14 protein-coding genes are annotated in these 20,746 nt (G+C 40.0%); 12 read left to right on the top strand and 2 right to left on the bottom strand.

Annotated features, from left to right (window positions below; translation table 11 throughout):
* The first annotated feature begins 193 nt into the window (after window positions 1–193).
* From BKK54_RS10660 to BKK54_RS10635, 6 genes are all read left to right on the top strand, one after another.
* On the top strand, window positions 194–667 hold the full coding sequence (locus BKK54_RS10660) for a hypothetical protein (protein ID WP_077543054.1): 474 nt from the start codon (window positions 194–196) through the stop codon (window positions 665–667).
* Entirely contained in the window at window positions 664–2,871 is a 2,208-nt protein-coding gene (gene glgB, locus BKK54_RS10655) for a 1,4-alpha-glucan branching protein GlgB (RefSeq protein ID WP_077543053.1), read from the top strand. The genes BKK54_RS10660 and glgB overlap by 4 nt, the downstream gene beginning before the upstream one ends.
* Before the next feature lie 104 nt (window positions 2,872–2,975).
* Window positions 2,976–4,952: a glycogen debranching protein GlgX gene (gene glgX, locus BKK54_RS10650; RefSeq protein WP_077543052.1), complete on the top strand. Its 1,977-nt coding sequence runs from the start codon at window positions 2,976–2,978 to the stop codon at window positions 4,950–4,952.
* A 39-nt stretch (window positions 4,953–4,991) separates the two neighbouring features.
* The gene (gene glgC / locus BKK54_RS10645) at window positions 4,992–6,293 is read left to right on the top strand and encodes a glucose-1-phosphate adenylyltransferase (protein ID WP_077543051.1); all 1,302 of its coding nucleotides are present in this window, start codon (window positions 4,992–4,994) and stop codon (window positions 6,291–6,293) included.
* Between the two features lie 190 nt (window positions 6,294–6,483).
* The gene (gene glgA, locus BKK54_RS10640) at window positions 6,484–7,914 is read left to right on the top strand and encodes a glycogen synthase GlgA (RefSeq protein ID WP_077543050.1); all 1,431 of its coding nucleotides are present in this window, start codon (window positions 6,484–6,486) and stop codon (window positions 7,912–7,914) included.
* A gap of 309 nt (window positions 7,915–8,223) precedes the next feature.
* On the top strand, window positions 8,224–10,689 hold the full coding sequence (locus BKK54_RS10635; protein ID WP_077543049.1) for a glycogen/starch/alpha-glucan phosphorylase: 2,466 nt from the start codon (window positions 8,224–8,226) through the stop codon (window positions 10,687–10,689).
* A gap of 98 nt (window positions 10,690–10,787) precedes the next feature.
* Here the strand turns inward: BKK54_RS10635 and BKK54_RS10630 are convergent, their stop codons facing one another.
* On the bottom strand, window positions 10,788–12,590 hold the full coding sequence (locus BKK54_RS10630) for an AMP-dependent synthetase/ligase (protein ID WP_077543048.1): 1,803 nt from the start codon (window positions 12,588–12,590) through the stop codon (window positions 10,788–10,790).
* A 197-nt stretch (window positions 12,591–12,787) separates the two neighbouring features.
* On the bottom strand, window positions 12,788–13,807 hold the full coding sequence (gap, locus tag BKK54_RS10625; protein ID WP_077543047.1) for a type I glyceraldehyde-3-phosphate dehydrogenase: 1,020 nt from the start codon (window positions 13,805–13,807) through the stop codon (window positions 12,788–12,790).
* A gap of 249 nt (window positions 13,808–14,056) precedes the next feature.
* On the opposite strand from gap, the gene gmk reads away from it, so the two are divergent.
* The 6 genes from gmk (at window position 14,057) to murI (ending at window position 20,611) form a co-directional block, all read left to right on the top strand.
* Window positions 14,057–14,683 (top strand): guanylate kinase, encoded by a 627-nt coding sequence (gene gmk, locus BKK54_RS10620; RefSeq protein ID WP_077543046.1) that lies wholly within the window; start codon window positions 14,057–14,059, stop codon window positions 14,681–14,683.
* 63 nt (window positions 14,684–14,746) lie between these two features.
* On the top strand, window positions 14,747–15,013 hold the full coding sequence (rpoZ, locus tag BKK54_RS10615) for a DNA-directed RNA polymerase subunit omega (RefSeq protein WP_077543045.1): 267 nt from the start codon (window positions 14,747–14,749) through the stop codon (window positions 15,011–15,013).
* A 72-nt stretch (window positions 15,014–15,085) separates the two neighbouring features.
* Complete coding sequence (spoT, locus tag BKK54_RS10610) at window positions 15,086–17,197, top strand: bifunctional GTP diphosphokinase/guanosine-3',5'-bis pyrophosphate 3'-pyrophosphohydrolase (protein ID WP_077543044.1); 2,112 nt, start codon at window positions 15,086–15,088, stop codon at window positions 17,195–17,197.
* A gap of 9 nt (window positions 17,198–17,206) precedes the next feature.
* The gene (gene recG / locus BKK54_RS10605) at window positions 17,207–19,288 is read left to right on the top strand and encodes an ATP-dependent DNA helicase RecG (protein WP_077543043.1); all 2,082 of its coding nucleotides are present in this window, start codon (window positions 17,207–17,209) and stop codon (window positions 19,286–19,288) included.
* On the top strand, window positions 19,281–19,805 hold the full coding sequence (locus BKK54_RS10600; RefSeq protein ID WP_077543042.1) for a chorismate--pyruvate lyase family protein: 525 nt from the start codon (window positions 19,281–19,283) through the stop codon (window positions 19,803–19,805). The genes recG and BKK54_RS10600 overlap by 8 nt, the downstream gene beginning before the upstream one ends.
* Before the next feature lie 2 nt (window positions 19,806–19,807).
* Complete coding sequence (murI, locus tag BKK54_RS10595) at window positions 19,808–20,611, top strand: glutamate racemase (protein ID WP_077543041.1); 804 nt, start codon at window positions 19,808–19,810, stop codon at window positions 20,609–20,611.
* The last annotated feature ends 135 nt before the right edge of the window (window positions 20,612–20,746 follow it).

Raw genomic sequence — 20,746 nt, 5'->3', positions numbered from 1 at the left:
TCTAGCGATTTATAGATGAAAAAATGATTTATCACTTTCAATTCTGCTATTAAAAGTATTTTATTAAAGAGGGATTATTGCCGCCCTTATAAAATTAAATTTTGACAGAGATCACTAATTTGAATAAAAGCCGTTGTATTTATTCTGAACAAAGCTAGAATGAAATTAAGTTGTAATTTGACGTTTTAGTGATATGGAATTGTTAGAATTATCGAAAAAACGGTGCCTCGGCAAGTTTGATGATGGTTGGGCATATTTTGATGAGCCTATCGTCTGTGATGTGGCTCGGCAGGCTTTAACAGAGCCCATTTATGGGTTGATATTGCGGGGGAAAAAGGAATTTTCCGAAACGCAAAAAATTATACAAAATACGACCGCTCTTTCTTTGCCCATCTTCTCTTTCGGCGATTCTCAATTACTGTTTTCAACAAGATCTCAACCTTATTCAACCCAATTGGTCTCACCAAGGATGGTTTTTCAATCACTGTTATTACAAAACAAAAATATGTGGGGCAGCAATGCTCAAAAGCTGAATTATTGCTCCAATCATGATTTATTTTCTCGTAATAGGAATAACCCTCTTTCTCTAACAATACCGAATAATTTATCCAAGTTTTCTTTGCGATGCTTGAATGAGGCATGCAAAGCATTAAGGAGTAAGCGATGACAACTTTAATCACCCAAGCAATCATTGATTCTTTTTTTGATGCCTCGAATGGCGATCCCTTTGCGACTTTAGGTATGCACGAAACAGAGCGTGGTATTGAAGTTCGTGTTTTATTGCCTGAAGCGGATCGGGTTGTCGTCATAGAACGAGAGTCGGGGGAGCCGGTTACGGAATTAAATTGTTTAGATGAACGAGGTTTTTTCGCTGGTGTGATACCAAATTGCCACCAATTTTTTGTCTATCAATTACAGGTTTTTTGGGGGAATGATGCCCAAATTATTGAAGATCCCTATCGTTTCCACTTAATGATTGACGATTTAGAACATTGGTTGCTTTCTGAAGGCTCAATGTTACGACCTTATGAAGTACTAGGCGCTCACTTTATGGAATGTGATGGCGTGAGCGGGGTGAACTTTCGCTTGTGGGCACCAAATGCGAAACGGGTGTCGATTGTTGGTGATTTCAACTATTGGGACGGTCGTCGCCATCCAATGAGATTCCATTCGCACAGTGGCGTATGGGAATTATTTCTACCTAAAGCCAGTCTTGGACAACTCTATAAATTTGAACTGATTGATTGCCACGGTAATCTTCGCTTAAAAGCGGATCCTTATGCGTTCGGCTCGCAACTTCGCCCAGATACGGCCTCGCAAGTGAGTGTGCTCCCTAATGTGGTCGAAATGACAGAAACCCGCTGTAAAGCAAACCAAATAAACCAACCGATTTCAATTTATGAGGTGCATTTAGGATCATGGCGGCGTAATCTCGAGAATAATTTTTGGCTTGATTATGACCAGATTGCTGATGAGCTTATTCCCTATGTGAAAGATATGGGCTTTACCCATATTGAATTTATGCCGCTTTCCGAGTTTCCCTACGATGGTTCATGGGGGTATCAACCATTGGGACTCTATTCTCCTACCAGTCGTTTCGGCACGGCTGAAGGCTTCCGTCGATTGGTCAAACGGGCTCATGAAGCAGGTATTAACGTAATCCTAGATTGGGTACCGGGGCATTTCCCAAGTGATACCCATGGGTTAGTCGCCTTTGATGGTACAGCATTGTATGAGCATGCAGATCCGCGTGAAGGTTATCACCAAGATTGGAACACCTTGATTTATAACTATGGACGTAACGAAGTACGTAATTTTCTTTCCAGTAATGCGCTGTATTGGCTAGAACGTTTCGGATTAGATGGTATTCGAGTTGATGCGGTGGCGTCAATGATCTACCGTGATTACAGCCGTGCCGAGGGACAGTGGATTCCAAATCAATATGGCGGACGTGAAAACCTTGAAGCGATTGAATTTTTAAAACACACCAACTGGAAAATTCATCATGAGATGGAGGGGGCAATTTCGATTGCAGAGGAGTCAACTTCATTTGCCGGTGTAACTCATCCAAGTGAAAAGAGTGGCTTAGGTTTCAATTTCAAGTGGAATATGGGCTGGATGAACGACACCCTTGCTTATATGCAACTTGATCCGATTTATCGTCAGTATCATCACAATAAAATGACGTTTGGTATGGTTTATCAATATAGTGAAAATTTTGTGTTGCCTCTTTCTCATGATGAAGTCGTGCACGGAAAATCCTCACTTCTCGGTAAAATGCCGGGCGATACGTGGCAAAAATTCGCCAACTTACGTGCTTATTATGGTTATATGTGGGGATATCCAGGCAAAAAATTACTCTTTATGGGAAATGAATTTGCACAAGGTAGAGAGTGGAATTACGAGGAAAGTTTAGATTGGTTCTTGCTTGATGAAAACATTGGCGGTGGCTGGCACAAAGGTGTGCTGAAATTGGTGAAAGATTTAAACCATATTTATCGACAAAATCGACCGCTCTTTGAACTAGATCATGTTGCTGAAGGCTTTGATTGGCTGGTGGTAGATGATGCCGCAAACTCTGTTTTCGCTTTTGAACGTTGCAGTGAAGTTGATGAGACGGGGGAATGTGAACGTATTATCGTGATTAGCAATTTTACACCGGTGCCTCGTTATGATTATCGTATTGGGCTGAATGCAGCGGGACAATATGAAGAAATCTTAAATACAGATTCTATGTATTACCAAGGTTCCAATCTCGGCAACTTTGGTTGTGTGCAAAGCGAACCAATCGAAAGCCATGGACGGAAAAACTCTATTTCTGTTTCGATCCCTCCATTGGCTACGCTTTATTTGAAACTAAAAGCAGAATAATGAGGTGGGGAGGTGAAATAAAATAAGATTTTCCCTCCCCAGTAATGAATAATCATTTAATTTGAAGGGGGATTACTATAATCCCAGCCTCCTGTAAAAATAAAATGTTTAAAATGTATCACTCGGGTTCACCAACCCCTTATGGCTACTCACAACAAATTGAAGACGGTGAAAAAATTACTAATTTTGCCCTATTTTCAGCGGCAGCAAGTGCGGTTGAACTTTGCTTATTTGAAGGTGAAACTGAAAGCCGTTTTTCAATGATTCGTACTGAAAATGTTTGGCATCTGGCAGTGACAGGCGTACAAATCGGTACAGAATATGGTTTTCGTATTTATGGCGGACAGGCAAATCCACAGAAATTAATGCTCGATCCTTATGCGAAAGCCGTGAGCCGTAAGCCTGATTTAAGTTGCGAAGACAGTCGAGAATGGTTTTTGTTAAGTGACTCACGTGATAATGCTCACCTTGCCCCAAGAGCGGTTATTATTGAGGAAGATTTTGATTGGGGTGGCGACAAAAAACCAATGATTCCTTGGAGTGAAACAATTGTGTATGAATTGCACGTAAAGGGATTTAGTCAGTTAAATGAGAGAATTCCAACTGCTTTGCGAGGCTCTTATAGTGGATTGGTTCATCCTATTAATCTTGCCTATTTACAAGAATTAGGCATTACTGCGGTGGAATTGTTACCGGTCAATTTCCACATTAATGAGCCACATTTGCAAGAACGAGGATTACAAAATTATTGGGGCTACAATCCTCTGGCAATGTTTGCTGTAGAACCTAAATATGCCGCAACAAATAACCCTCTCACTGAATTTAAAACGATGGTGAAAACCTTTCACCAAGCCGGCATTGAAGTGATTTTAGACGTAGTTTTTAATCATTCAGCCGAATCTGAACAGCATTTCCCGACATTTTGCCAACGTGGCATTGATGATCAAACCTATTATTGGCGTAACGATAATGGACATTACATCAACTGGACGGGCTGTGGCAATATGCTGAATTTGTCCTCTGATGTGGGGCGAAAATGGGTGTTGGATTGCTTGTGTTATTGGGTGGAGCAGTGCCACGTAGATGGTTTCCGTTTTGATTTGGCAAGTGTACTTGGACGGGATAAACCGGATTTTAATGCCTTTGCTCAACTTTTTGTAGATATTGCTAATACACCAAGTTTACAAAACATCAAACTCATCGCTGAACCTTGGGATATTGGCGATTACGGCTATCAGGTGGGACATTTTCCAAATTATTTTGCTGAATGGAATGACCGTTTCCGAGATGATCTTTGCCGTTTTTGGCTCTGGCAAAGTGGTGAGATTGGTGCATTTGCAGAACGTTTTGCTGGTTCTAGTGATCTATTTAAGAAAAATGATCGCTTACCTCATTGTTCACTCAACTTTATTACTGCTCATGATGGTTTCACCCTAAAAGATTTGGTGAGCTATAACGAAAAACATAACGAAGCAAATGGTGAGCAAAATCGGGACGGACGCAACGAAAATTACAGTTATAACCACGGTATAGAAGGCTCTGCCGAAAGCCTAACAGAACCGCAAAAAAGTGCGGTAGAAAATGACCGCACTTTTGCGCAAAGCGGTTTATTAATGAGTTTATTGCTGGCGAATGGCACACCAATGTTGCTGGCCGGCGATGAGTTTGGTAATACGCAATACGGCAATAATAACGCTTATTGCCAAGATAACGATATGACTTGGCTTAAGTGGGCTGATTTTAATAACAACTTATTTGAACTGACCAAAAAAACAATTGAATTGCGCAAAAAAATGATCAGTTTGATACGGGATCAATGGTGGTCGGATGATAACGTGCAATGGCTCAACGTTGACGGTCAACCGATGACTCTTGAAGATTGGCAAAATCGAGAAACCAAAGCATTACAGGTAGTTTTAGATAATCGTTGGCTTTTATTGATGAATGCTAAGGCGGAAGGGCAGCATTTCAGTTTGCCGAAAGGGAAATGGAAGGCTCGAGTCGGTACGCATAATTTGGCTCTCACGACACAGCAGGCAGTGCTTTCTGCCATGGGATGCAGTGTTTTGAGTAATGAATAACAAAATGTCCACAAGACCCTAAATATAATGGAGATCTTTATGAAAGCTGGCGACCTTAACAAATATGACTTAGTCAAAAATACCTTAGTGTTAATTTTAGCGGGGGGACGCGGTTCACGTTTACACGAATTGACCGATAAACGGGCTAAACCTGCCCTTTATTTTGGTGGCAACCGCCGCATTATTGATTTTGCACTTTCTAATTGTATCAATTCCGGTTTAAACCGTATTGGTGTCGTGACACAATATGCCGCCCATTCTTTGCTTCGTCATTTACAAACAGGTTGGTCATTCCTACCGCAAGAACGGGGAGAATTTGTGGATATGCTCCCGGCTCGTCAACAAATTGATGATTCCACTTGGTATCGTGGCACGGCGGATGCAGTCTATCAAAATATGGCAATTATTCGTGATCACTATCGTCCGAAATATGTCTTGATTTTAGCGGGCGACCATATTTATAAACAAGATTATAGTGTCATGTTAATGGATCACGTCAACAGTGGTGCGAAATGTACGGTTGGCTGTATTGAAGTGCCTCGTTCAGAAGCTCACGAGTTTGGGGTGATGGCCGTTAATGAAAACCTAAAAGTGAAAGCCTTTGTAGAAAAACCAAAAGATCCGCCAGCGATGGTCGGTAAGCCTGATGTTTCTTTGGCTTCAATGGGGATTTATGTATTTGATGCAGATTATCTCTACGAAATGCTGGAGCGTGAAGTGAATACACCGGAAACTAGCCATGATTTTGGTAAAAATGTGTTACCAAAATGTTTGGAAGAAGAAACCCTTTACGCTCATCCGTTCAGTCGTTCTTGTATGGGACGGAATACTGAGGGAGAAATTTACTGGCGTGATGTGGGTACTCTTGATAGTTTCTGGCAATCTAATATTGATTTAGTGTCTGAAAATCCGCAGCTTGATATTTATGATCAAAGCTGGCCGATTCGTGGTAACCCGACACAGGCGTATCCGTCCAAATTTTTCTACAAACAGACGAATGTTCATCCGGTGGATAACTCACTTATCGGTGGAGGCTGCGTGATTACCGACGCTTCAATTAGTAATTCTGTGTTATTTGACCGTATTAAAGTCGATTCTTTTTCAAAAGTTGAGTATTGCGTGGTATTACCTGAGGTTCGAATTGGCAAAAATTGTGTGCTGAAAAACTGTATTATTGATCGCGATTGCCATATTCCGGACGGTATGCAAATTGGTGTGAATTTGGAAGAAGATCGTAAACGCTTCCGTATTAGCTCAACGGGTAAAGTGATTTTAGTCACACCGAAAATGCTAAAGAAACTTGAAGGTGAAGAAATTATTTCTGAGGCTCATTTAGATTAAGCTGTGAAAAGTGCGGTTGATTTCGACCGCACTTTATTAATGTTTTCGATATTATGTTGCTGTTGTACAAAGCAGGTTGGCGGCGATTGTAGGAACACGCAGAGCATTCCTACAATGTCGTGAGAGTTTGTTGCTACGTAATGCTGTGATTTTGCTTTCTCTCATAAATGGATTAGAGGAAAATAGAAAAATGAAAATACTACATGTTTGCTCGGAATTTTATCCACTGTTAAAAACGGGGGGCTTGGCAGATGTATTGGGTGCTTTGCCTCAAGCGCAAAATCAAATTGGGTTGGAGGCTCGAGTCTTATTACCCGCTTATCCTGCGATTGTGGCAGGCATTCCAAATACACAGGTTGTGGCAGAATTTGATAATTTTGCCGGGCATATTGTGCTACGTTATGGTGAATACAATGGGGTTGGCGTTTATTTGATTGACGCGCCACATTTGTATCAGCGTGAAGGAAACCCTTACCACGATGTTTACTACAATGATTATGGTGATAATTATAAGCGTTTTGCATTGCTCGGTTGGGTGGGGGCAGAACTGACGACTGGTTTAGACAGTTGGTGGCGGGCTGACGTCGTTCATGCCCACGATTGGCACGCAGGGTTGTGTGCAGCGTATTTATTTAATAAAGGGCGACCGGCGAAATCTGTCTTTACCATTCATAATTTAGCTTATCAAGGGCAATTTTCTTATCATCATTTACATGAAATCGGTTTACCTTCAGGAATGTTCCATGTAGAGGGATTAGAGCTTTATGGACAGATTTCATATCTTAAAGCAGGGTTGTACTATTCTGATGCGGTAACGGCAGTGAGCCCGACTTATGCGGAAGAAATTACCACACCGGAGTTTGCCTATGGCTTGCAAGGCTTACTGAGTGGATTGAAAGTGAATAATCGTTTAGTTGGGATTCTCAATGGCGTTGATGCAACGATTTGGCATCCAAGTTGCGATAGCTATATTGCACACCGCTATAAGTTGAAATCTATGGCGGGCAAAAAGAAAAATAAGGCGGATTTACAAGCCTATTTCAATTTACCACAAGACGAACAGGCATTGGCGTTTGTTATGGTGACTCGCTTGACAGAACAAAAGGGTGTGGATTTGCTCATTGAAAGTGCCGATGAAATTGTGAAACAAGGTGGGCAACTGATGATTTTGGGTTCAGGCACACCACATTTGGAAGCCGGTATTCGCCAGCTTGCAGAAAACTATCCGCAGAATATTGCAGTGAAAATTGGTTATGATGAGGCGCTTTCACATTTAATGGTTGCAGGTGGGGATGTGATTCTCGTTCCAAGTCGTTTTGAACCTTGTGGTTTAACGCAACTTTATGGATTGCAATATGGCACCTTACCACTGGTGCGTAAAACGGGCGGCTTGGCTGATACGGTAGTGAATAGTACAGCCGAAAGTATTAAAAATCGTTTGGCAACAGGTTTTGTATTTGAGCTTGCTACGCCAGAAGCTTTTCGTCAAAGTTTGCAACAAGCCTTTGCGCTTTGGCAAAAACCGCGCACTTGGTCAATGGTTCGTGCCAATGCGATGGAACAAGATTTCAGCTGGTGTAAAGCGGCCACTGAGTATTTTTCATTATATCAACGTCTATAAATTGATGAGGGGATTTCTCGTACTAATCAATTTTTCTAGATATGCACTGTTTGTGAATTATTTTTCTCAAACAGTGTAATTTTGGTTGTTTTTTGTTAAATAAAGGCTAAAATTTGTGCGTTTTGCTGTGGAGCTAATGCTTTAGTAGTCAATTAAAATAAGGATATTCAAAAAATAGATAATGTGGTTTTTTCGGATTTGACGCACTTTTAAAATACCGCTTATTTTATTGCTAAATGGAGTTTTGCGTTGTTTAGCTATCCCTCCTAACTATCAATCATTTCTACTTTTTTATTGAGGTTTATTATTATGATAATGGACAATTTTGATTCTCCATTTCTTTATAATCGTCCGGAATTGGACGTTCAAGCATTAAAAAAATCAATTGTTTATAAGTTAATTTTTTCTATTGGCCGTTCTCCACGAGAAGCGAGCCAGCGTGATTGGCTTAATGCCACTTTATATGCAGTGCGGGATCTTGTTACCGAAGGATGGATTAGCAAGGCTCGTCAGGCTCGTGCAGATGATGCTCGTCGGGTTTATTATTTATCTATGGAATTTTTAATTGGTCGCACCCTCTCTAATGCACTGATTGCAGAAGATGTTTATAGTCTGACGAAAGAAGCCTTAAGTGAGTTAAATGTTGATTTGGAAGATATTATTTCAAAAGAGGTCGATCCCGGCTTAGGCAATGGTGGTTTGGGGCGTTTGGCCGCTTGCTTTATGGACTCAATTGCGACATTAGGTTTACCCGGTATGGGATATGGGATTCGTTATGAATACGGTATGTTTCGCCAAAAAATTGAAAATGGTCAGCAAGTTGAACGCCCTGATGCTTGGTTAGAAAAAGGTGCACCATGGGAGTTTTTACGACCATCAAAACGATTCTATGTAGCTTTTGGTGGGAACATTCACTTTGAAGGAAAAAAATGTGTATGGAATCCACAAGAAGAAGTGACCGCACTTGCTTACGATCAAATGATTCCGGGTTATAAAAATGATTCGGCGGCGACGTTGCGTTTGTGGTCTGCCCATGGCGGGGAAAGTTTTAATCTTGAGGAATTTAATCGTGGGGAGCATTTAGCGGCGGTAGAGGCACGGGTCTCCAGCAAAAACTTGTCGCGTGTTCTTTATCCGGATGATTCAACTTGGAACGGGCGTGAACTGCGTTTGCGTCAAGAGTACTTCTTAGTTTCTGCCTCATTACAAGATATTATTCGACGACACAAATACACACACAATAATAGTCTTGAAAGTTTGGCAGATAAAGTGGCTATTCACTTAAACGATACCCATCCGGCATTAGCGATTCCGGAATTAATGCGTGTTCTGATTGATGAGGAAGGATTTGAGTGGCAAAAAGCTTGGGATATGACGCGCCGAATTTTCTCTTATACTTGTCATACCCTAATGTCAGAAGCATTGGAAACTTGGCCTGTGGAGATGATGGCAAAAGTATTACCACGTCATTTACAGATGATTTTCGACATTAACGACCATTTCTTGGAATATGTACGTACTTATATTACAACGGATAATGACTTTATTCGCCGTGTATCACTTATTGAAGAAGGCTATCAACGTAAAGTTCGAATGGGATGGTTATCTGTAGTTGGGTCGCATAAAATTAATGGTGTGGCAGCTATCCATTCCGATTTAATGGTGACATCGACTTTCGCAGATTTTGCCCGTATTTATCCGGAACGTTTTACCAATGTCACGAATGGGATTACGCCACGTCGCTGGTTAGCAGTCGCAAATCCACAGTTAGCGACATTGTTTGACAAATACATTGGCACGGAATGGCGTTGTGATCTAAGTCAAATTAAGAAGTTAGAAACCGTAGTACATGAACAGGCTTTCAAACAGGCAATTGCCGATATTAAATATACCAACAAGGTTAAACTTGCCGATTATGTTAAACAAGAACTTGGCATTGAACTGAACCCGAATGCATTATTTGATGTGCAAGTAAAACGAATTCACGAATATAAGCGTCAAATGTTGAATGTGCTACATATTATTGCCCGTTACAATGCGATGATTGCGAATCCTGAGAAAGATTGGCAACCTCGTGTGTTTATTCTGGCTGGGAAAGCCGCATCAGCTTATTATGCGGCGAAACAGACCATTCGTTTGATAAATGATGTGGCGAGTGTTATCAATAATGATGAACGTTTACAAGGCAGATTAAAAGTGGTGTTTATCCCTAATTATAGTGTAAGTCTCGCTCAGCTTATCATACCGGCAGCGGATATTTCCGAACAAATTTCTCTTGCTGGGACAGAGGCCTCAGGAACCAGTAATATGAAATTTGCCCTCAATGGCGCATTGACACTTGGAACCTTGGATGGGGCAAATGTAGAAATTTTAGATAATGTTGGGGAAGATCACATCTTCATTTTTGGCAACACCGTAGAACAGGTGGAACAACTCCGTCGTGATGGCTATCGCCCGTTTGATTATTACCAAAATGATGTTGAGTTACGCACTGTCGTGGATCAAATTATCTCAGGCGTGTTTTCTCCTGAAGAGCCGCAACGTTATTTAGCATTGTTGCAAGGTTTACAATACCACGATTATTATCAAGCCTTTGAGGATTTTCGTAGCTATGTGGAAGCTCAAAATACCGTTGATGAGAAATATAAACAGCGTGATCAATGGGTTGAAAGTACTATCCAAAACATCATCAATATGGGATTCTTCTCGTCAGATAGAACAATTCTGGAATATGCGAAAAATATTTGGAAGATTGAGCCGATTAAAATCCATTAATAAAAATCCCCTAATGGGGATTTTCTTTCTTTTCATAACATAAAGTGCGGTTAATTTTAACCGCACTTTTTTGTTTAACGTCTATATCATACTGAAGTTTAGGTTTCATTATGTTGTTTATACATTGCTTCAATTTGACTGCGATAACGCTCCATAATAACTTTTCGTTTTAGCTTCAACGTTGGGGTAATTTCTCCTAACTTGATACTGAATGCCTGAGAGAGCAAGGTAAATTTTTTAACTTGTTCAAAGTGAGCTAGTTCTTTTTGTACGGTATTAATCCGTTGTTCAAACATTTTCAGAATTTCAGAGTTTTTTATCAGGTCTAGACGATCTTGATATTTAATATTTAATTGTTTGGCATATTCTTCCAAGCTATCAAAGCAAGGTACAATTAAAGCGGAGACATATTTTTTTGCATCTGCGACAATAGCGATTTGTTCAATAAACTTATCTTTGCCGATTTTACTTTCAATATATTGTGGGGCGATATATTTACCATTGGAGGTTTTCATTAATTCCTTAATGCGATCCGTAATAAAAAGATTTCCTTTCGAATCGAATTCACCGGCATCACCTGTTTTTAAGAAACCATCTTCAGTAAAGGCTTGGGCGGTTTCTTCCGGTTTTTTGTAATAACCTCTCATTACCATGCCGCCACGTACGAGAATTTCGTTATTTTCGCCAATTTTGACTTCTGCTTTGGGCATTAAAGTACCGATGGAGTTTGGGTTAAATTGGTAATCGTGCCAGCATGAAATGGTTGCGGTGGTTTCTGTCATACCATAACCGAGTTTAATATTGATACCCAGACTGTGGAAAAAGAGCCCGATAGCCGGTTCTAATTTTGCTCCGCCACAAGGCATCATTTTTATTCTGCCACCGAGTAATTGGCGAAGTTTGGATAAGACAAGTTTATCAGCTAGACGATATTGTTGTTTTAACCAAAAAGGAATAGGTTTCTTTTGGGTGAATAACTCAAAACGTTTTTGCCCTATGGCAATTGCCCAGTGAAAAAGAAGTTGGCGAAGTTTTGGCGCTTTTTGTACTTTATCTAGCACTGCTGCATAAATTTTTTCATAAAAACGCGGTACTGCACACATCAGTGTTGGGCGAATCTCGTTTAAAACCGACCGCACTTGATTCGTATCTTCCAAATAGCAAAGTGTTGCGCCACGATGAAGGATATAAGCTGCCCATGCACGTTCAAAAATATGAGAAAACGGTAGGAAAGAAAGAGAAATATCTTGAGGGGTAACATCAAGAGCAAGATCATGGGTTTCTAATTGATGGGCAAGATTTGAATAATCTAACATCACGCCTTTTGGTTCGCCTGTTGTACCGGAGGTATAGATGATGGTAAATAAATCATCCATTTTTTTATTATTTAGTCGTTGGGTTAATTCAGCTTGTTGGGCGATTGATCCTAATTCGATAAATTGATCCCATGTGTAAGAGAGCGTATCTGGTTTGAGTAGAATAGTCGGTTTCATTGCGACAATTTTTTGTAATTGGGGGCAATAAGGGGCTATTTCTAAGGCTTGATCATATTGTTCTTGATCTCCAACAAATAAAATTTTTACGTCAGCGTGATTCAGTACAAACTCCGCTTGTTGTGCAGTATTGGTTGCATAAATGGGAACAGTAACCGCACGGATTTGTAGTGTTGCAATATCGGCAATTGTCCAATGAGGCATATTATGGGAGAAAATTGCAATTTTATCTTGAACTTGAATTCCGCATGCAAGTAAGGCTCGAGAGAGTTGGTTTAATTGGTTTTGGAATACAGACCAAGAGATATCTTTCCAGATACCATTTTCTTTATGGCGAAGTGCGGTTGTATTTCCCCGGTTTTTTGCTTGTTGTTGAATACGATGAATGAAATGAAGATCGAGATTCATATTAACCTTAATTTTTGATATTAATTGAGCTAACAAGTGTGCGCTAATATAAAGTTAAATGAAGTTAAAAGCCAGATAAATATTGTATTTTTTGGATTATTTTGAGTGAACTTTTGTGCAATTTGTGAAGATGATCACAATCTTATTGAGAATAAAAAACCGCTCCGAAGAGCGGTTAGGTTTTTCACTGGTTCGAGTTAGCCTTTGTAGTTGTAAACATGTGCGACTAAGTCTAATACTTTATTTGAATAACCAGCTTCGTTATCGTACCAAGATACAAGTTTTACGAAAGTATCGGTCAATGCGATACCCGCATCGGCATCAAATACGGAGGTTAGTGTGCAGCCGTTGAAGTCAGTTGAAACAACTGCATCTTCGGTATAGCCTAAAACATCTTTTAACTCACCATTGAACGTTTTACCTTCAGCTGCTTCTTTGATTGCTTGTTTGATTTGCTCATAAGTAGCTGGTTTTTCAAGGTTTACAGTTAAGTCAACAACAGAAACGTTTGGTGTTGGAACGCGGAAAGCCATACCGGTTAATTTGCCGTTTAATGCCGGTAATACTTTACCTACTGCTTTTGCCGCACCCGTTGATGATGGAATGATGTTTTGTGCCGCACCACGACCACCACGCCAGTCTTTAGCTGATGGACCGTCAACGGTTTTTTGAGTTGCAGTAGTCGCGTGAACAGTTGTCATTAAACCATCTTTAATACCGAAGGTTTCGTGAATAACACGTGCTAAAGGTGCTAAACAGTTTGTTGTACAAGATGCGTTAGAAACGATATCTTGACCTGCGTATGTATTAAAGTTTACGCCACGTACGAACATTGGGGTAGAATCTTTAGATGGACCGGTTAAAACGACTTTTTTCGCACCGGCAGTGATGTGTTTACGTGCTGTTTCATCGGTTAAGAATAGACCAGTTGCTTCAACAGCGATATCAACACCAATGGCTCCCCAGTTCAAGTTTGCCGGATCACGTTCTGAAGTGACACGAATGGTTTTACCGTTAACCACTAAGTTACCATCTTTAACTTCAACCGTGCCATCGAAACGACCGTGAGTTGAATCATATTTCAACATATAAGCCATGTATTCAACATCAATTAAGTCATTGATACCAACAACTTCGATGTCATCACGGTGTTGTGCCGCACGGAATACAATACGACCGATACGGCCGAAACCATTAATACCAATTTTAATAGCCATAAGATTTTCACCTTTTTAGTTAAGTTAAACAAACAGTTATGTTTTAGAAACAATAATTGATTCCCAAAAACATCGGGCGGATTATAACACGAGCATTGAGATAAAACTAGAAATGGCGGTTTGTTTTTGTGATCTAGGTCAAAGTTACTTTTTTCATCTAGAAAAATTCTGGAAAAAGTGACCGCACTTTAATGCTTTTTTCAAAAAAATCGGCATAATAGATTGAAATATCTAAGAAAGGTGGATGCTATGTCTCAAGGTAATCTGTATATTCTTTCTGCGCCGAGTGGTGCAGGTAAATCCTCCCTCATTTCCGCTTTATTGGAACGGGATTCTTCTACGCCTAAGATGGTTTCTATATCTCACACGACTCGTGCTCCCCGTCCTGGAGAAATTCATGGCGTGCATTACTATTTCGTTTCTAAAGACGAATTTGAATCACTTATTGAACAAGACCTTTTTTTGGAATATGCCACCGTGTTTGGGGGTAACTATTACGGTACTTCATTGCCGGCAATTGAAGAAAATCTTGCGAAAGGTATTGATGTTTTTTTAGATATTGATTGGCAAGGTGCACAACAAATTCGTCAAAAAGTGGAAAATGTGAAAAGTATTTTTATTCTTCCTCCTTCTCTACCTGAATTGGAGAGACGCTTGGTCGGGCGGGGGCAAGATAGTGAATCGGTGATTTCTGAACGGATGGAAAAAGCAAAGAATGAAATTTCGCATTATGACGAATATGATTATGTCATCGTTAATGACAATTTTGAGCAAGCTTTAGCTGATTTGCAGAGCATTTTACATGCCGAGCGCTTGACGAAATCTTATCAACGCATAGAAAATGCGGGCTTAATTCATCAACTACTAGATAAATAATATGAGATTTAGTATGATGTTTCCCCTTTATATCCCTTATTTTTAGATGAATCGGAGTAGAATATGGCGCGAGTTACAGTGCAAGATGCAGTAGAAAAAATTGGCAACCGTTTTGATTTAATTTTAACCGCCGCACGTCGTGCAAGACAATTACAGTTACATCAGCGTGATCCATTAGTTCCTGAAGATAATGACAAACCAACGGTTATTGCGTTGCGTGAAATTGAAAAGGGGCTCATTTCTAACGATATTATGGATGCGCAGGAACATCAAGATATCACAGCAATCCAACATGCTGAAGACGCTGCTGTAGCATTAATTACGGAATAATTATCTTATGCGGTTATTTTTAACCGCATTTGTCCAAATCTATTCATTCAATACGAACAAGTTAGGTGTCCTTTGGAACTGTTTGCAGATTTAAATCGAATCATTCAAGGGTATTTACCCGCAGATAAAATTGAATTAGTCAAACGTGCATTTATGATCGCAAGAGACGGGCACGAAGGGCAGTTCCGATCAAGTGGCGAACCTTATATTACCCACCCTGTGGCTGTCGCCTCCATTATTGCTCAAATGCATCTTGATCACGAAGCTGTTATGGCCGCATTGTTACATGATGTTATTGAAGATACGCCTTACACAGAGGCACAACTCCGTGCCGAATTTGGTACTAGTGTTGCCGAGATAGTCGATGGCGTTTCTAAACTTGATAAGCTCAAATTCCGTACTCGTCAAGAAGCGCAAGTCGAAAATTTTCGTAAAATGATTTTGGCGATGACCCGTGATATTCGAGTGGTGTTAATTAAACTTGCTGATCGAACGCATAATATGCGAACACTGGGAGCTCTTCGTCCTGATAAACGTCGTCGTATTGCGAAAGAAACATTGGAGATTTATTGTCCGCTCGCCCATCGTTTAGGGATTGAGCATATTAAAAATGAACTCGAAGATTTATCTTTTAAGGCGATGTACCCATACCGTTACGAAGTATTGAAAAAATTGGTGGAAGTGGCACGTAATAATCGCCAAGATCTTATTGAACGGATTTCCAATGAAATCAAAGTGCGGTTGGAAAATGCAGGGATTTTTGCACGTGTGTGGGGACGGGAAAGACATCTCTATAAAATCTACCAAAAAATGCGGGCAAAAGATCAAGAATTCCACTCCATTATGGATATTTATGCCTTTCGTATTATTGTCAAAACAATAGATGATTGTTACCGCGCATTGGGGCAAATACACAATCTCTATAAACCTCGCCCTGGACGTGTGAAAGATTATATTGCTGTACCAAAAGCAAATGGCTATCAATCGTTACAGACCTCAATGATTGGGCCTCATGGGGTGCCGGTAGAAGTACACATCCATACAGAAGATATGGAACAAGTGGCAGAAATGGGGGTAACGGCATATTGGGGGGATAAAGAAAACGGTAAAAATGACAGCACCACCGCCCAGATTCGAGCGCAACGTTGGTTACAAAATTTAGTCGAAATTCAACAGAGTGTGGGCAATTCTTTTGAGTTCATTGAGAATGTCAAATCAGAGTTTTTCCCGAAAGAAATTTTTGTATTTACGCCTAAAGGTCGGATTGTTGAACTACCTAAAGGCGCCACTGCTGTTGATTTTGCTTACGCAGTGCATTCGGATGTGGGGAATACTTGTGTCGGGGTAACAGTTGAACATAAACCTTATTCGTTATCAAAAGCATTGGAGTCAGGTCAAACAGTAAAAATTATTACTGATCCTAATGCTCATCCGGAAGCGGGATGGTTGAATTTTGTGGTGACAGCGCGTGCAAAAACCCGTATTCGCCATTATTTGAAACAACGTTGTGCCGATGATGCGATAAAACTGGGTAAAACAGAACTAAATTCAGCTTTACATCCGCATATTTTGGACAATCTCTCGCCACAGCAAATTCAATTTACGCTAGAGAAGCTAAAACTTTCTTCTTTTGATGAATTATTACGTGAAATTGGCTTAGGAAACCTATTAGCCTCAGTGGTTGCACATCAATTAATCAATGAGCAAATTGAGACTGATGTGGAGGGGCACGCGAAACATCACAGCAATACATTAATGATTTCTCCGTCTCTGATGGCAAATACACAATTTGCACAATGTTGCCATCCTATCCCTGGTGATCCAATTGTTGGACATAGTGCGGTTCACAGTGGTGTCGTAATACATCATTACCAATGCAGTAATCTTAAAAATACCCATCACTTAGTACAAGCTAAGTGGGAAAATGTACAAAGTGCGGTTAATTTTGAGGCAGAATTACGAGTGGAGATTTTAAATGAACAGAGTGCACTTCCGAGTTTGATGACAGCGATCACTACAAGTGAAGGAGGGATTCAAAATATTTGGACGGAAGAACTAGAAAATTCACTGTTGCTTGTGATTTTGCAGGTCAGTGTGAAAGATTTAAAACATCTTGGAAATGTTTTACACCGTATTAAGGGGATTACCGGTGTCGTGAGTGTAAAACGAAATATTAATGCCTAATAATGAACTATGAGCCTTTCATTGCTTGATGCGATTCCTCTCACAACACTTTCCGGCGTAGGGGCGGCAGTCTCAGCCAAACTTAGTAAAATAGGCATTAATCATTTGCAAGATTTACTTTTTCATTTTCCCATTCGTTATGAGGATCGCACACGAATTACGCCCATCGCGCATCTTCGCCCCGAACAGTATTTTACCATTGAAGGCATCGTACAAACCACGGAAGTGACGTTTGGGCGTCGCCCTATTTTGTCGGTCAGTCTATCAGACGGGACATCGAAAATTATGTTGCGTTTTTTTAATTTTAATGCCGGAATGCGTAACAGTTTTCAATTAGGCGTGCGTGTCAAAGCCTTCGGGGAAGTAAAACGTGGTCGCCATATGCCGGAAATTCATCATCCGGAATACCAGATTATTCGGGATAATTCACCTCTTGTTTTAGAAGAAACGCTCACCCCTATTTATTCCACCACTGAGGGATTAAAGCAAAATTCATTACGAAAGTTGACAGATCAGGCTTTGGCTTTACTGGATAAAATACAGATTGCGGAAATTTTGCCTCCGGAATTTAATCCTCATCAATTTAGCTTGAAAGAAGCACTTCATTTATTGCATCGCCCACCGCCTGAGATTTCTCTAGAAATGCTTGAGCAGGGTAAACATCCCGCACAACAGCGTTTAATTTTTGAAGAATTGCTTGCTCATAATCTGGCAATGCAAAAAGTGCGGTTAGGTACACAACAGTTTTTGGCATTACCGTTGCGTGAGCAAACAGATTTAAAACAGCGCTTTCTTGCGAGTTTGCCTTTTCAACCAACCAATGCCCAAAAACGTGTGGTAGAAGAGATTAAGTTGGATTTGGGAAAAAACTACCCAATGATGCGTTTAGTTCAAGGTGATGTGGGGTCGGGAAAAACTTTAGTGGCTGCACTTGCTGCATTAATAGCAATAGATAATGGCAAGCAAGTAGCGTTAATGGCACCCACAGAAATTTTAGCCGAACAACACGCTAATAATTTCCGTCAATGGTTTGAACCTTTTGGTATTGATGTTGCTTGGTTGGCTGGAAAAGTAAAAGGTAAAGCGCGCCAGACTGTTCTAGAAAAAATTCAAAATGGTTCAGCTCAAATGGTAGTTGGTACGCATGCACTTTTTCAAGAGGACGTAGAATTTGCCGATCTTGCTTTTATTATCATTGATGAGCAGCATCGTTTCGGGGTGCATCAGCGTTTAATGTTACGAGAAAAAGGGGAAAAAGCCGGGGTTTATCCCCACCAGTTAATTATGACGGCGACACCTATCCCAAGAACCTTGGCAATGACAGTATATGCTGATTTAGATACCTCAATCATTGATGAATTACCCCCTGGACGTACGCCTATTACGACAGTGGTTATTTCGGAAGAACGACGGGATGAAATTGTTGAGCGAGTAAAAAAAGCTTGTCTTAATGAAAAACGTCAAGCGTATTGGGTATGTACTTTAATTGATGAATCGGAAGTATTGGAAGCACAAGCAGCGGAAGCAATTTGGGAAGAGTTAACCAAGGCATTACCCATGTTAAACATTGGTTTAGTACATGGGAGAATGAAACCGCAAGAAAAACAAGATGTCATGACGCAGTTTAAAAATGCTGAGCTGGATTTATTAGTCGCGACGACGGTGATTGAAGTTGGTGTTGATGTACCCAATGCAAGTTTAATGATTATTGAAAATGCCGAACGATTGGGTTTATCACAACTTCATCAATTGCGTGGGCGTGTTGGGCGAGGGAGTACGGCCTCTTTTTGTGTTTTGATGTATAAACCGCCGTTAGGAAAAATCTCACAAAAACGCTTGCAGGTACTGCGTGATAGTCAAGACGGTTTTATGATTTCTGAGAAAGACTTAGAGATTAGAGGGCCGGGAGAGGTATTGGGAACAAAGCAAACGGGTATTGCGACCTTTAAAGTGGCGGACTTAATGCGGGATCGTAAAATGATTCCAATGGTACAAACTTATGCTAAGCAACTAATTCAAAAATACCCGGATATCGCAGATTGTCTGATTAAACGTTGGTTGAATAATCGTGAGATTTATAGCAATGCCTGATTCTATTTTTGCTGATTTAAACTGGCAAGAGGAGGATTCCTCACAGATCAAGAGTCTCCCTCTTTCAACTCAATCTTGGTTGTTTGACAAACAATCACTGAGCCTTAAATTAAAACAAATCTGTGAGCAATTTGAAGTCAAAGTGCGGTCAGAAAAATGGATAGAAAATCTATTTGAAAGTGAGGCAACGCTCTTGCCTGCTGATGACTATTTATGTCGAGAAGTAGTACTATTTTGTGATGGTCATCCATGGGTTGAAGCTCGAACCCTTATTTCTAAAGGCTTGCTATCTTATCACCGAAATTTATCAAACTTAGGCAATAAACCTATTGGTGAATGGTTATTTCAACAAGTGACAAATAGAGAGTTAATTCAATGGTCACAAGATCCGCAGAGCGGATTATATGCTAGACGTTCCTTATTTTTAATCGAAAAAATGCCGTTGTTAATCAGCGAGCTTTTCCTTGAGAACAGACTTATAACTGAATACAATGGCACAAATTTTTTGTCAAATTGATTATGGATATTCAAGTACAACCTACAATTCTTTTTTTTGATTCTGGTGTTGGTGGCTTTAGCGTTTATCGTGAAGTTAAGAAACTTTTACCTGACTATCAGTACTTATATTGCTTTGATAATGAATATTTTCCTTACTCTGAGAAATCTGAAGAAGAAATTATCGAACGCACGCTCAAAATCTGTCAGCATCTTGATCAGATATATCCTTTAGATCTTATTGTTATCGCCTGTAATACCGCAAGTACTGTTGCATTGCCTTCACTACGTAAATATTTTTCTATCCCAATCGTTGGCACAGTGCCGGCAATAAAACCGGCAGCAGAGAAAACGATAACAAAACATATTGGATTGTTAGCAACAAAGGGAACAGTAAAACGAAAATATTTATCTGATTTAGTTGATAAATATGCTGCAGATTGCTGCGTAGAAAAAATTGGTAGTACGAAATTGGTAGAACTAACAGAGCGTAAATTACACGGCTATCCTATTGATTTAGATGAAATTAAGTCCGAATTAGTTGCTTGGGAAAAAATGGAAGATTTAGATTGCGTTGTTTTAGGATGTACACATTTTCCTCTAATCAAATCAGAACTCCAACAATGTTTACCACAAGTCACGCATTTTATTGATTCAGGGTTTGCCATCGCAAAACGTGTGGAGTTTTTGCTTCGTGATGTAAAAGTGCGGTCAAAAAATCAAATCATTAATCAGGTATTTTGTATAAAACCTCTCTTAGAGGGCGATGGATTACGAAAGTTAATTTATTCTTTAGGATTTGAAATGCTGAACTTATTGAATATTTAGTCGTTAAACGATGATATTTGGGAATAAATTTGATAAAAAATAATCAATCAAAATGTTTTTACAAAAATTTAAAAAAAAAGAGTTGCAAAGGATTAAAAAAATCCTATAATGCACCTCACACAACGACGCGCTGTT

Origin of the sequence: Rodentibacter genomosp. 1 (assembly GCF_001999285.1) — a bacterium.
Taxonomy (GTDB): Bacteria; Pseudomonadota; Gammaproteobacteria; order Enterobacterales; family Pasteurellaceae; genus Rodentibacter.
This window is presented reverse-complemented; position numbering and strand designations above follow the sequence as displayed.